At 36.1% G+C, this 14,652-nt stretch carries 13 protein-coding genes; all 13 read right to left on the bottom strand.

From position 1 onward, the window contains the following. Positions 1–5: 5 nt before the first annotated feature. The 13 genes from hslV to rplS all read right to left on the bottom strand — a co-directional run bounded on the left by hslV (position 6) and on the right by rplS (position 14,571). Positions 6–548, bottom strand: coding sequence for an ATP-dependent protease subunit HslV (gene hslV / locus MKX83_RS10510; protein WP_095369538.1), 543 nt, complete (start codon positions 546–548; stop codon positions 6–8). Positions 549–646: 98 nt separating this feature from the next. Beyond that, entirely contained in the window at positions 647–1,543 is an 897-nt protein-coding gene (gene xerC, locus MKX83_RS10505; protein WP_322909228.1) for a tyrosine recombinase XerC, read from the bottom strand. A 65-nt stretch (positions 1,544–1,608) separates the two neighbouring features. After that, entirely contained in the window at positions 1,609–2,916 is a 1,308-nt protein-coding gene (gene trmFO, locus MKX83_RS10500) for an FADH(2)-oxidizing methylenetetrahydrofolate--tRNA-(uracil(54)-C(5))-methyltransferase TrmFO (protein ID WP_341055269.1), read from the bottom strand. Positions 2,917–3,557: 641 nt separating this feature from the next. Then, positions 3,558–5,633 carry a type I DNA topoisomerase gene (gene topA / locus MKX83_RS10495; protein ID WP_340974531.1) on the bottom strand — a complete coding sequence of 692 codons (2,076 nt, stop codon included), beginning with the start codon at positions 5,631–5,633 and terminating at the stop codon, positions 3,558–3,560. Positions 5,634–5,930: 297 nt separating this feature from the next. Then, complete coding sequence (gene dprA, locus MKX83_RS10490; protein ID WP_095369541.1) at positions 5,931–6,809, bottom strand: DNA-processing protein DprA; 879 nt, start codon at positions 6,807–6,809, stop codon at positions 5,931–5,933. An 87-nt stretch (positions 6,810–6,896) separates the two neighbouring features. Continuing rightward, a complete protein-coding gene (gene sucD / locus MKX83_RS10485) occupies positions 6,897–7,799 on the bottom strand; it encodes a succinate--CoA ligase subunit alpha (RefSeq protein WP_095369542.1) in 903 nt (300 codons plus the stop codon). Between the two features lie 91 nt (positions 7,800–7,890). Beyond that, positions 7,891–9,051, bottom strand: a complete 1,161-nt coding sequence (gene sucC / locus MKX83_RS10480; RefSeq protein WP_095369543.1) for an ADP-forming succinate--CoA ligase subunit beta — start codon at positions 9,049–9,051, stop codon at positions 7,891–7,893. A gap of 248 nt (positions 9,052–9,299) precedes the next feature. Continuing rightward, positions 9,300–9,611: an EscU/YscU/HrcU family type III secretion system export apparatus switch protein gene (locus MKX83_RS10475; protein WP_095369544.1), complete on the bottom strand. Its 312-nt coding sequence runs from the start codon at positions 9,609–9,611 to the stop codon at positions 9,300–9,302. After that, on the bottom strand, positions 9,608–11,371 hold the full coding sequence (locus MKX83_RS10470) for a hypothetical protein (RefSeq protein WP_341055266.1): 1,764 nt from the start codon (positions 11,369–11,371) through the stop codon (positions 9,608–9,610). Before MKX83_RS10470 ends, MKX83_RS10475 begins: the two co-directional genes overlap by 4 nt. 8 nt (positions 11,372–11,379) lie before the next feature. After that, on the bottom strand, positions 11,380–12,153 hold the full coding sequence (locus MKX83_RS10465; RefSeq protein WP_307314456.1) for a ribonuclease HII: 774 nt from the start codon (positions 12,151–12,153) through the stop codon (positions 11,380–11,382). 143 nt (positions 12,154–12,296) lie between these two features. Continuing rightward, a complete protein-coding gene (gene ylqF, locus MKX83_RS10460; RefSeq protein ID WP_251161464.1) occupies positions 12,297–13,160 on the bottom strand; it encodes a ribosome biogenesis GTPase YlqF in 864 nt (287 codons plus the stop codon). A 194-nt stretch (positions 13,161–13,354) separates the two neighbouring features. Further along, entirely contained in the window at positions 13,355–13,906 is a 552-nt protein-coding gene (lepB, locus tag MKX83_RS10455) for a signal peptidase I (protein WP_095369548.1), read from the bottom strand. 320 nt (positions 13,907–14,226) lie between these two features. After that, positions 14,227–14,571: a 50S ribosomal protein L19 gene (gene rplS, locus MKX83_RS10450; RefSeq protein WP_095369549.1), complete on the bottom strand. Its 345-nt coding sequence runs from the start codon at positions 14,569–14,571 to the stop codon at positions 14,227–14,229. Between the last annotated feature and the right edge of the window lie 81 nt (positions 14,572–14,652).

The raw sequence follows: 14,652 nt of genomic DNA, 5'->3' as shown, positions 1-14,652 counted from the left end.
TTGTTTTACAGTTCTTCCACAATAATATTGTGGTTAGTATATACACAAATTTCTGCAGCCATTTCAAGCGAAGCTTTTGCAATTTCCCGAGCTGTTAAATGTTCACCTGCAAATCTCTTTAAAGATCGACCTGCTGCTAATGCATAATTACCACCTGAACCGATTGCTAGTACACCATCGTCAGGTTCAATGACTTCACCTGTTCCTGATACGAGTAATAAACCGTCTTTATTCATAACAATTAAAAGCGCTTCTAGTTTCCGAAGAACCTTATCGCTTCTCCACTCTTTAGCAAGCTCTACAGCCGCTCTCTGCAAGTTACCGTTATATTCTTCAAGCTTTCCTTCGAACTTCTCGAATAAAGTAAATGCGTCGGCAACAGACCCTGCAAATCCGGCGATCACTTTGCCATTTGCAAGCTTTCTTACCTTTCTTGCAGTATGTTTCATGACAACCGATTCACCAAATGTAACCTGTCCATCTCCAGCCATTGCATATTCGCCATTGTGTTGTACTGCAAAAATTGTTGTTGCATGAAATTGTGACATGTTTATTCCTCCTTTTGGAGTATGTTAATAATCCACTATAGACTATATATGAGTATGACTATTCGTTTATCCATCATATAGTTAAACTTCTTTAAAATCTATGCTCTAGGATGATACTGATTATATGTCTTTTTCAAGTAATCAGGTGTAACATGTGTGTAAATTTGCGTTGATGAAAGAAAAGCATGACCTAAAAGCTCTTGAACTGTTCTCATATCAGCCCCATTTGACATTAAATGTGTAGCAAATGAATGCCTAATCTTATGGGGATGGATGCCACCTTCTAGAGACGACTTTTCAATCAATTTATTTAATATACCTCTTATACCGCGGTCAGTTAATGCGCCACCACGGTGGTTTAAAAATAAATGGTTGCTCTTCTCTTTTTGGAGTTTTAGACGTCCATCATGACAATATTTTAAAAGAGCATCGTGAGCAAAACTTCCGAATGGTATGTATCGATCTTTTTTCCCTTTTCCATGAATAAGAATAACGGAAATATCCAAATCAATATCACTCAGCTGTATAGAAGCACATTCAGCTACCCTTATGCCTGTTGCATACATCACTTCTAAAATCGCCATATTTCTTTGGCCAAGTGCTGTATCTACCTCTACACTATTAAAGAGTTGTTCCATCTCTTCTTCATAAAAAAACTGCGGTAGTCTTTTATCACCTTTTGGGATGGATGTTAATTGGAAAGGATTATCGTTAACCATACCTTCTCGTACTAATAACTTAAAAAAGCTTCTTAAGCAGGAAATTTTACGAGCAATAGTCTTTCGAGCTAAACCTTCTTGATAAAGCTTTGTTAGAAATAATCGAACATCCATATATTCGACATCATTTAACATTTTCAAACCTTGTTCAGCCATGAACATAAAAAATCCTTTTATATCCGTCTGATAATGCTCAATTGTATATTGTGAATAATTCTTTTCGATTTGTAAATATTCGATAAATAACTTTAAAGAAATGTTCACATTTTCGCTCATTTTTTGTACTCACCTCACAAGGGCTTCATCATACTATCATATTTAAGCAACCCACGCAAGAAAATTTACATATTTTTCACAAAGTTCTGAATTGCCTCTAATGCTCGATTAGCATGTTGTTCATTTCTCTCCTGCTTACCTTTAATTCTTTTTTCTAACTCTGGGAATAAACCAAAATTGGCATTCATAGGCTGGAAATTCTTCGGATTGGCATTAGCAATATATCTTGCCATACTCCCAATAGCAGTCTCAATCGGAAACTCTACTGTTTCTTGCCCTTTCACAAGTCGGGCAGCATTAATCCCTGCAATTAACCCACTAGCAGCTGATTCAACATATCCTTCTACGCCAGTCATTTGCCCAGCAAAGAATAAAGATTCTCTATTCTTGAATTGATAAGTTGATTTAAGCACTTTAGGAGAATTAATAAAAGTATTTCTATGCATGACACCGTATCTTACAATTTCAGCATTTTCTAAACCTGGTATTAAACGAAGTACCTCTTTTTGTGGCCCCCATTTTAAATGCGTTTGGAATCCAACAATATTATAAAGTGTACCTGCTGCATCATCTTGACGTAATTGAACAACAGCATATGGCCTCTTCCCTGTTTTAGGATCCTCTAAACCAACAGGTTTCATCGGTCCAAAGAGCATTGTTTTCTTTCCACGAGATGCCATCACTTCGATAGGCATACAACCTTCAAAAAAGATTTCCTTCTCAAATTCTTTTAACGGCACAGTTTCAGCATTAATTAACGCTTCGTAAAATACATTGAACTCTTCCTCGTTCATCGGACAATTTAAATAAGCTGCTTCCCCTTTATCATAACGAGATTTCAAATAGACTTTATCCATATTAATGGAATCTTTTTCGATAATTGGTGCCGCTGCATCATAAAAATAAAGATAATCTTCCCCAGACAGTTCACGTAGTTTTTCAGAAAGTAATTCACTTGTTAATGGGCCTGTCGCAATAACAGTAATCCCTTCAGGAATATCCGTTACTTCCTCATTTATCACTGTCACATTCGGGTGATTCTTCACTGCTTCAGTTACCCTCGCAGCGAAGTCATGGCGGTCAACAGCTAAAGCACCACCTGCAGGAACTGCACTTTCATCTGCTGAAGAAATAATCACAGAATTTAATTGTCTCATTTCTTCTTTTAATACACCTACAGCATTCGTTAAATTGTTGGCTCTTAAAGAATTACTACAAACTAATTCAGCAAATTTATCTGTATGATGAGCTGCTGTTTGTCTAACTGGTCTCATTTCATATAAGCGTACTTGAATGCCTCGTTTAGCAATTTGCCAAGCGGCTTCACTTCCAGCTAACCCAGCCCCAACTACGTTTACTACCTGTTCAGTCATTAATTAATTCTCCTTACTTATTGTAAAATAATTTATATCATTCATTTAATTGTTCGTTTTAACTAAATCATAAACGAGTGTAATCTTTTAATCCCAAATTGCATTGTACAATATTACAAAAAAATTTGAAAGCATAAAGTATTTTTTTAACCGTTGTCTATCTCAAAAAATCATTTGTCCATCCACTGTGTGATTTTACCGTTTTTTCATAGAATACATGATGTTATTGCTTTCAGTCTCTTAACCATCTTTACCACAATCATCGCATTTTTATCATCTCATTTGATAACATTTCATTCTAATACTTCACAAAAACTTCAAATTGTATTTTGATTCCATCATTCATTATTACTGATATAGAACAGTTATAAGATATTAAATAGTTAGTTGTTTTTAAAATAGGAACGACGATTTATCTTTACTTTCATATTCACATCTCTCAAATTCAATTAAACAAGATCTTTATATGACTTCGAAAAAAACCCTATCTTCTTTAAAACCAATTCGTTTTTTTGAACACACAAAAATATGCTTTTAATATAAAAAAAACGAACAATTAATATAAATAATTAATAATTGTTCGTTTCTATGTGCACATATACTTTTTTATTAGGAATGAGCAAACCATTGCTCACTTCAATTTATCCTTGTTTCTCTTCTTTATAGTCGCAGTCAACACACTGTACTTGTACACCCTTTTTCAGTTTTTTCTCAACAAGTAGTGATTCACATTTCGGACAGCTTCTTGCTATCGGCTTATCCCATGAAATAAACTCACACTCAGGGTAGCGGTCACAACCATAAAAGATACGGCGCTTTTTGCTTTTTCTCTCAATGATATTACCTTCTTTACAAGTAGGGCATTTCACACCGATTTCCTTCACTATTGCCTTTGTATTGCGACACTCTGGAAAGTTACTGCAAGCCATAAACTTGCCATAGCGTCCCATTTTGTATACCATCGGGCTTCCACATTGTTCACAATCTTCTCCCGCAGGTTCGTCTTTAATTTCTATTTCCTGCATTTCTTTCTCTGCTACTTCTAATCGTTTTTCAAAACCTTGATAAAATTCATCAATGATTTTAACCCAATTTTCTTTTCCCTCTTCAATATAATCCAGATCTTGTTCCATTTTTGCAGTAAATTCCACGTCTAATATCTCAGGGAAAAACTCCATTAATAGTACGGAAACAACTTCTCCTAATTCAGTTGGCACAAAACGTTTATTATCTAATGTGACATAGCCGCGCTTCTGAATTGTATCTAACGTCGGTGCAAAAGTTGATGGTCTACCTATACCTAGTTCTTCAAGCGTTTTGACTAACCTTGCTTCAGTATATCTTGGAGGTGGTTGAGTAAAGTGTTGTTTCGGTTCAATATCCTTCTTAACGACTTTATCTCCCTCTTTTAAATTAGGAAGCATATTAGATTTTTCTTCCGTCTGATCATCTGTTCCTTCGACATAAACTTTCATAAACCCAGGGAACTTAATCTTTGAACCATTTGCTCTAAAGGTCACTTGACCGTTGATTAAATCAACACTCATTGTATCCATTATGGCAGGAGCCATTTGACTAGCAGTAAAACGTTCCCAGATTAAACGATATAAACGAAGCTGATCTCTTGAAAGATGCTCTTTCAGCGAATTCGGTTCCCTTAATATACTGGTAGGTCGGATGGCTTCATGTGCATCTTGAGCATTAGCGTTTTTCTTTTCTTTTCTTTTTGATGCTGGCAAATACTCTTTGCCATATTGGTTTGTAATATAATCCACTGCTTCACTTTGAGCAACTTCAGATACTCTCGTAGAATCCGTTCTCATATAAGTAATTAATCCGATTGTACCTTCTTTTCCCAAATCAATACCTTCGTAAAGCTGCTGAGCAAGCATCATTGTTTTCTTTGCTCGGAAATTTAATTTTCTTGCTGCTTCCTGTTGAAGAGAAGATGTAGTAAAAGGAACTGCAGGGTTTCTCTTTCTCTCCTTTTTCGTTACATCTGTTACTTCAAACTCATTATTCTTTAACTCTTTTAAAACAACTTGCACATCTTCTTCAGATTTCAACTCAAACTTCTTACCATTTAGGGCAAAAAAGCTTGCATCAAAAGTAGATTTACCTTTGACAAACTCTCCATCTATGCTCCAATATTCTTCTGGTTCGAATTTGTTAATTTCCTTTTCTCTATCAAGGATTAAACGAACGGCAATTGATTGTACACGACCGGCGCTAAGCCCTTTTTTAACCTTTTTCCATAGTAGTGGACTAATATTATAGCCCACTAACCTATCTAGCATTCTTCTTGCTTGCTGGGCATCAACTAAATCCATATTAATCGCTCTTGGATGTTTAAAAGATTCTTTAATGGCATCTTTTGTGATTTCATTAAATACAACACGACATTTTGAATCAATATCCATATCTAAGCTATGCGCCAAATGCCATGCAATTGCTTCCCCTTCGCGATCGGGGTCAGCTGCGAGATAAATTTTCTTCGCTTTTTTTGCAGCTGTTTTTAACTCTTTTAATACGGGTCCCTTACCGCGAATCGTTATATATTTTGGTTCATAATTATTTTCAACATCTACACCCGTCTGGCTCTTAGGTAAATCCCTTACATGCCCCATGGATGCTTTCACTTTATATTTTTTCCCCAAGTATCTTTCTATTGTTTTTGCTTTAGCTGGGGATTCTACGATTACTAGAAAATCTGACATCCAGTTGTCCTCCTCAAGAGGGAATAAATTTGCTAAACCCGCTGTTTCTTTCATTTAAATAAATGTTTATTCTTATTTATTGACCATTTTCTACCTATTTAAATGCTCAATCGTATTTGTTCTTCGAAATATCCACTATTATTAATCAATTTATTTAGCTTTGTCAAATCTAAACCGCTACTATCGCCTCTCCATTTGCTGTCATACAAACAAACTTCTGAAGCAAAATGTATAACAGTTTTACAATAATTTCAACCTTTTTCATAAAAATTCCTGTAAAATTTATGATTTTTGCCCCTAATATACCAGCTCTTCTATAATATCTTCCGCTGAAAGTATTAATTTCGCACCATTTTGAATCAGTTCATTCGTTCCTGAGAAAAAAGGTGAAAGAATGCCTCCTGGTACCGCAAACACATCTCTACCTTCTTGAACAGCAAAGTTAGCAGTAATAAGAGAACCACTTTTCCTTTTTGCCTCAATGACTAAAGTCGCACGGCTAATACCACTAATTATGCGATTTCTCATTGGAAAATGCCATCTTTCCGCTTTTGTATGCGGTGGGTACTCTGATAACACTAGATGATTATGAGACATTTGCTGAAATAAATGGCGGTTACCAGTTGGATACATATTAAAAAATCCACTTCCCAATACACCAATCGTATGCCCACTCAAGTGCATAGCTACCTTATGAGCATGGGCATCTACTCCTTTTGCTAAACCACTTGCGATAATAAATCCTCTTTTTATGAGTGTGGGAAAAATTTCTTCGATGACTCTCGCTCCGTATTCAGTCATATTTCGACTTCCGACAACAGAAAGAATTGGTTTCATATTGAGTAACGACAAGTCTCCTTTTGCATAGAGAAACCAAGGTGGCTGATACGTTTCTCTCAAAAGCTTAGGATAATTTTCATCCATAATAGAAATGATTTTTATGTCGTTGTATACGTACTGTGAAAGTAGCTCTTCCATGTTTAAGGTAAGAATTTCATCATTAATTTTCTTTCTCGTATCTGCATTTAGGAAGTGAAAATAAGGGAGAGGGTTTGGTCGCTGAAAAGAGATGGAGGAAAGGGTGGGATCTGCTTTTACAATTTGATATAGCGTTTTCCACGATACAGATCGACAATGATGGAGAGTAAGTAGTTTAGTTGTCATCAAATCATTCATAAGAACGCACTCCTTTTTTCTGAATTTTAAGTATATTATTTTATTTAATAAAGTCCCCTTCTTTAAAAAGGGGACTTTATCTATTAATTAATGCGTTTTACATTTATCATAAAGATCAGTTTCTTTTAACACTTTAATAAGTGTTTCACCCATTACTGAAGGTGTATCAGCTACTTGTATTCCGCACTCATTCATTACACGGATTTTTTCATCAGCTGTTCCTTTACCACCAGAAATAATCGCACCAGCATGGCCCATACGTTTTCCTGGAGGCGCTGTACGACCACCAATAAAGCCAACAACTGGCTTAGTCATGTTCGCTTTTACCCACTCAGCAGCTTCTTCTTCTGCAGTACCACCGATTTCACCAATCATGATAACTGCATAAGTTTCAGGGTCATTATTAAACTCTTTTAGTACATCGATGAAGTTTGTACCATTAACAGGATCTCCACCAATACCTACAGCAGTTGTTTGTCCAATTCCAGCTTCTGATAATTGGTGCACTGCTTCATAAGTTAATGTACCAGAACGTGAAACTACACCCACATGACCTTTTTTGTGAATGTATCCTGGCATAATACCAATTTTACATTCATCTGCTGTAATAACACCAGGACAGTTAGGTCCAACTAGACGCGTTTTCTTACCTTCCATGTAACGTTTCACTTTCACCATATCAAGTACTGGAATGTGTTCTGTGATACAGATAGCAAGATCTAATTCAGCATCAGTTGCTTCCATGATTGAATCTGCAGCAAAAGGTGCTGGGACATAAATAACAGATGCAGTCGCACCAGTTGCTTCAACAGCTTCTTTCACAGTATTAAAAACAGGTACACCTTCGACTTCCATGCCACCTTTACCAGGAGTCACACCGCCGACAATTTTAGTACCATATTCAAGCATTTGTTTTGTATGGAATAGCGCAGTTGAACCAGTAATTCCTTGTACAATCACTTTTGTATCTTTATTAATAAATACGCTCATGTTTTTTTCTCCTTCCTGATTTCCGTATCTCAAAAATAATAACTAAGGCACTATGCCCATTATCACTTTTTTCGCCATCTACCTATAGGTCTTATCCTACAAGTGATACGATTTTTTGCGCTCCGTCAGCCATAGAGTCTGCTGCAACGATTTCAACATCAGATTCAGCAAGAATTTTCTTACCTAAGTCCACATTTGTACCTTCTAAACGTACAACTAGAGGAACTTCTAATCCAACTTGTTTAGCCGCTTCAACAACACCTGTAGCAATAACATCACATTTCATAATTCCGCCAAAGATATTAACGAAAATACCTTTAACATTTTCATCAGAAAGGATAATTTTGAATGCTTCAGTTACTTTCTCAGCAGTCGCACCGCCCCCAACATCAAGGAAGTTTGCCGGATCGCCGCCATAATGCTTGATAATGTCCATTGTAGACATAGCAAGGCCCGCACCGTTAACCATACAACCAATGTTACCATCAAGTGCGATATAGCTTAAGTCATATTTAGAAGCTTCAATTTCTTTTGTATCTTCTTCTTCTAAATCACGCATTTCTAAAATGTCTTTACGACGATATAATGCGTTGCTATCGAAGTTTAATTTTGCATCAAGGGCCATTACTTTACCGTCCCCTGTTACAACTAATGGGTTAATTTCAGCAATTGAACAATCTTTTTCTACATATGCTTGATAAAGACCCATCATAAATTTAACAGCTTGGTTTACAAGCTTTGTAGGGATATTAATATTAAAAGCAATACGACGTGCTTGGAACGCTGTTAATCCAACAACTGGATCAATTTCTTCTTTGAAGATTTTCTCTGGAGTAGCTTCTGCTACTTCTTCAATTTCTGTTCCGCCTTCTTCAGAAGCCATTAGCGTTACGCGAGAAGTTGCACGGTCTAAAACTAGTCCAACATAATATTCTTTTTGAATGTCGCAACCTTCTTCAATAAGCAAACGTTTTACTTCTTTTCCTTCTGGTCCTGTTTGGTGAGTAACAAGCGTTTTACCTAGAATTTCTTCAGCATATGTACGCACTTCTTCCAAGTTTTTAGCTACTTTTACTCCGCCAGCTTTTCCACGTCCACCTGCATGGATTTGCGCCTTTACAACACAAACGTCAGTACCTAATTCTTTTGCGGCTTCTACTGCTTCTTCAACAGTGAATGCTACTTTACCATTTGGTACTGCAACCCCGTATTGTCTGAGGACTTCTTTTCCTTGATACTCATGTATATTCATTTCCCATCCTCCTAACTAACTCTTCAAAAAATTAGACTGCGTTTACATTTTATATAATGTGACAAAAGTTGTCTACTGTATTAGCTGAAATATTCAATCAGCTGATTCAATACTTATTCAAAAAAAGTGCTTTAAGCCTTTATCTCATCGCATTTTTTCTATTTCAAAAAAATATTATTGTTTCAACTACTTTGCCTTTTCAAAAAGATGAATAATTACCATACTCCACTTGAATGGGTCAAAAAGTATTACTGTTGATTCAGTGAACGGACACCATTATTTCGCACTTCTTTGTCTTTCGCTTTTCTATCTACTTGATAAATAAACGCGAAAACTTCCGCGACTACTTGATACAGCTCTTCAGGTATCTTTTCATTCATATTTAATTTTCCTAGTAACTCCACTAAAGAAGGGTCTTCTTGAATCGGTAATTCATGCTGTTGTGCAACAGTTATTATATTTTCTGCAATAAGCCCTTTTCCCTTTGCAGAAACGACCGGTGCATCCATCTTTTCTGAGTAAGTTAAGGCAACTGCTTGTTTAGCGTTTTGTCCATTCATATTCGCATATCAACACCTGTAATTTGAAATGTATCCGTCTTATCCGTCTTATCCTCTTCTACTTTACTTGTTATTTCGGAAAAATTAATTTGTGTTAATTGATAATTCGTTTCGTTTAATTTACGTTTAATCAGCTCCTCATATGGCTGGGTATCTGGGAGCAGTTTTTTGTTTTCAGTTGAAATATTCATCGTGATTACTCTGTTTTGAATCTGCAACTTTATATAGGTTTCACCCAATGTTTCCATATTTAAATGAAATAGCACCCGACAGAAACTTGGATCAATTTCCCCATTCTTTTTCCTTTTACTTGACCACTGCATTGAAAGGAGTTTACTGAATGGGCTTAGTGGAAATGGCAACTGTAGGGCAAAGTGGGAGAGTCCATTTGTATCATGTGAAAGTAGCTGCATCCCAGTGATTTTATTTAATAACTCCTTAGCAGCTTCACTCAGAGCAGGTTGCTGGATTTCTTTGATCAACTGTAAAATGAGTGGTTTAATCGCCTGAATGTTAATTGGCTGTCTTTCATTAAGTTGCTGTTCATAAGTTAAACCGAATATAGCTAATATTTGCTTTAGTTCACCCTTTATCATCACTGGGTTATGTAATTGCTGCCTGTTTTCTTCCTCAATATTATACAAAAGTTGTTGCGTTTTTGAATAAGCGTTTTTATTTATGTTTTCTAGCACTTGAAGTTGTTCTTGCATACGAGAATAAACATCTACAAGTGGTAATGAGGTTTGCTTGGTGGGGATTGATGGATGGTCATATAATTTCGCCAGACCATCCTTTATTAAACTTGTTATCTGGTTAGCATTTAAAGGCAATGTAATTTCTCCATTTTTTATGCTAGCCTGTAAGTTAGTCCCACTCTCCCATGTAAATGAAAAAGCATGATTCAATTTTGTTAATGTGAGCAAAAAAGGGGCCGTTTGTTTTTGTAATCCCCCGCTTTGTATATTTTGTAAAAGAGATAATATTGCTTTATTTTTTTCATCTGAACTGGTATATAACAGCTGCTGAATGATTTGTTCTTCACTGCTTTTCGACGAAAATACACCTAACTTTTGTAACAAGGAGAAACTTTCTTTTGCTTGAACGCTATTTTTCAGCCAGCCATCCATTAAACTTGTTAACATTTTATCATTGAAAAGATGGTTAAATTTATTTAAAAGGTTATCAAGTGTTTGAGCTGTTTCGTTATTGAGATAGGGCGTAAGCTTATGTTGAAGATTGTTTATTGCGAACGTGATTGTTGGCTCATTTTTCATGCTATGTACGGCGTTGAAAACTTCTTTAGTTAATGGTAATCGTCTATCTAAAAGTGTTTTAAACACAGCGATATCTTGTTTTGTATCTCCTGTCATCCAATGAGTAAATGATTTTACAAGTGATTGAGTAAGTGGAATCTCTCGACTTTGAAACCATTTAACTAGCTCAACCTTTTCTTGTGTAGCATTTATTCCCATCGTTTGTAAAATCGCTTGGGGAGATATGCCTTTTAAAAGTTGATTTTCATCGATAATTTGTAAGTTAATTCCTTCACCATTCTTTTGCACCACAAACCAAATATCACTATTGTTAATTAGATTGATTGCGGTTTTCGCATAAATCTTCTGAGCCCCTATTTGAATTTCAGCCATGTTTTCCTCGTTCACCTTCAAAACTTTGCCCTTTAACAATTGCCCTGGCCGTAACATGAGTGGCTGGTTTTTTATTGGGTCTTTTGAAACCAGCGTTAATTCATTCACTTCCACCAACCTTATCACCTTCTATTGTCAATTAGATAGTCTTTAACTGGAGCAAAGCTACGACGATGAATGGGCGATATTCCTTTTTCTTCAATTGCACGCAAATGTTCCTTTGTACCGTAGCCCATATTCTTTGCAAATCCATAGTCAGGAAATTGTTTATCATAAGCTTTCATCAACCTGTCACGTTCTACTTTTGCTACAACAGATGCAGCAGCAATACTAATACTTTTGCTATCGCCCTTTATAATTGATTCACTCGGGTAGGGTGTGGGTAATTTAACGGCATCAATAAGCAAAAAATCAGGTTGAGTATGTAAACTATTTACCGCATGTATCATCGCTTTTTTCGATGCCTCTAAAATATTCATTGTATCAATTTCATGATGATCGATCATACATGTTGAAACAGCAGTTGCTTCCTCCATAATTCTTTCATAATAATACAAACGTCTCTCTTCAGAGAGTTTTTTTGAATCATCAATACCTAGAAGCTGAATGTTCTCAGGTAAAATAACGGCGGCTGCTACAACCGGTCCAGCTAACGGTCCTCGTCCCACCTCATCTATACCGGCGATCAACCGATAACCTTCCTTATTAAATAGCTTTTCGTATTTTTGCATGAGCTCGTACTTCTCTAGTAAGGCTTCTCGTTTTTCTATTTGCTTTTCCCAGCGTCCTAATGCTTTTTGCACACCTTTTCTTTCATCTAATCTTAATGTTTTTATGTAGTCATCTTCTCTATCACTATTCTTTAATAATTGCTCTATTTCTTTAATCGATTTCATATCTGCACTCTCCTATTTCATCGACAGATTGGTCAAATTCTTAAACATTTGCATTTATGGACGAAAAAATAAAGGCCTATGATTAAGACCTTTATACTCGGATAATGTACTTACTCCATTCTTCTTTCCATTCAATGAACACATTACTCTTCTTCTATTATATCTTTCGGACTTTCTAATGTTAAGCGACCAAATTTTTCTGAGCGGAACTCTCTAATGATTAACTCTGTCACCTTATCATAATCAACTGTACCACCGCTCACTAAGCAGCCTCTTTTTTGGCCAATTTCATCAAATAGTTCTACGATTTCTTCAGGAAGCTCATTTAATTGATACCTCTCAACTAACTTCTCTGGGTAGTGTTCTGTCATAAATCTCAGAGCATAAACAGCAATATCTTGTAGATTTAAGATCGTATCTTTAATCGCACCAGTTAATGCAAGCTTTAAACCAATTTCTTGATCTTCGAATTTCGGCCATAAAATCCCTGGCGTATCAAGTAGCTCCATCTCTTTGCCAACTTTAATCCAACTTTGTGCCTTCGTGACACCAGGCTTATTACCTGTTTTAGCGATATTCTTCTTCGCCAGGCGGTTAATTAAGGTTGACTTACCTGCATTAGGTATGCCAACTATCATCGCTCGAATGGCTCGCGGCCTTATTCCCTTTGCTTTTTGCTTGTCGAATTTCTCTTGAAGTAATTGTTTGGCTGCTAGAGTAATATCCTTCATACCCTGACCATCTTGTGAATTAATACTAATTGCGGTTAATCCTTTGCTTTTAAAATATTCAATCCACTGTTTCGTTAGGATAGGATCGGCCATATCTGCTTTATTAAGCAATACTAATCTAGGCTTTTGTTGAATAATCTGTTCAATCATTGGATTGCGTGAAGATAGAGGAATCCTTGCATCAACCAATTCAAAAATAATATCGACTAATTTTAACTTCTCTGTTACTTCTCGTCTAGCTTTCGCCATATGTCCTGGAAACCATTGTATTGTCATTACGTATCATCACCTTTAAATTCACATTTCAAATTTACGCTTTATTAAACATTTAAATTACCTATTACGTACTAAAAAAACACAATCATGGCGCTTGTTTAAGGAAAAGGATAAACTCATCCTTTAAGTTAAGAGAAATCATGCAATCACCTTAAGCGCCATATTGTGTTTTAGATGTTATCATTCATTCAAATCTACTTAATTAATCTAATATCCTCAATCGGCCAATAAATAATTCCAGCAGTTCCTAATACATCTTCCATAGGAACTGGGCCAATATGACGGCTATCTTTACTAAAGCGGCGATTATCACCCATTACAAACAAATGGCCCTCAGGCACTGTTTCTTGGCCGATTTTCTCTTCTAGCGTAAATGGCTCTGTTAATGGACCGTCAGCTACTTGTTGCTTATACTCGTCAAGATATGGCTCCTCATAAGGTTCCCCATTTACGTATAATGTATCATCCTTATATTCAATTTTGTCTCCAGGTAAACCAATGACCCTTTTAATATAATCTTTATTTTCTGGTGCATGAAAAACAATGATATCGAACCGATCAGGCTCTCCAATTTTATAACTGAATTTATTGACAATCATTCGGTCTTGATCATGCAGTGTTGGCATCATCGATAATCCGTCTACCACTATCGGTGCAAAAAGAAAATATCTAATAATTGCTGCTAGCAAGACGGCGACAACTAATGCCTTTGTCCATTCCCATAATTCACTTTTCTTCTTAGCCATCGTTTCCCCACCATTCTTTCTCTTTTAAAAGCATAGCCACTTATACAGCTGCGTTTTATTCTCTCAATTATTGACATACTCTTATTTTATACATAAAAGAAGTAGACGATGCAACTATACAATGAACTATTGTTTGATTTAGTAGAATCAAACTGCTTCTTAACACTACCAATGCTGAAAAAACAGCCTATAAGTATGTTATTATCATATCAGAAATGAGAAATATGTATAGAAAAAGAGCTTGTAAAAATACAAGCTCTCCTTTCTTCATTTTAACTAAGGTAACATAAGTTGAACTTACATCCCTTTTGTTAAACCGATTATCGAATTTCTTTAATACGAGCTTTTTTACCACGTAGGTTACGTAGGTAGTAAAGTTTCGCACGACGGACTTTACCGCGACGAATTACTTCAAGCTTCGCAATTTTAGGTGTGTGTACAGGGAATGTACGCTCTACGCCTACACCGTAAGAAATCTTACGAACTGTGAAAGTTTCGCTAATTCCACCACCACGACGCTTAATCACAACTCCTTCGTATACTTGGATACGCTCACGAGTTCCCTCTACGATACTAACGTGTACACGTACAGTATCACCAGGACGGAATTCAGGTAGATCCGAACGAAGTTGTTCTTGAGTGATTTCTTGAATTAATTTATGCATCGTTTTCAACTCCTCCCAAGACGCTCATGCAAACCATTTGTGTTACAGCGGAACATCGTTATCAGACAAAAGACTTTTAAC

Origin of the sequence: Cytobacillus sp. FSL M8-0252 (genome assembly GCF_038007345.1) — a bacterium.
Lineage (GTDB): Bacteria > Bacillota > Bacilli > Bacillales > Cytobacillaceae > Cytobacillus > Cytobacillus kochii.
This window is presented reverse-complemented; position numbering and strand designations above follow the sequence as displayed.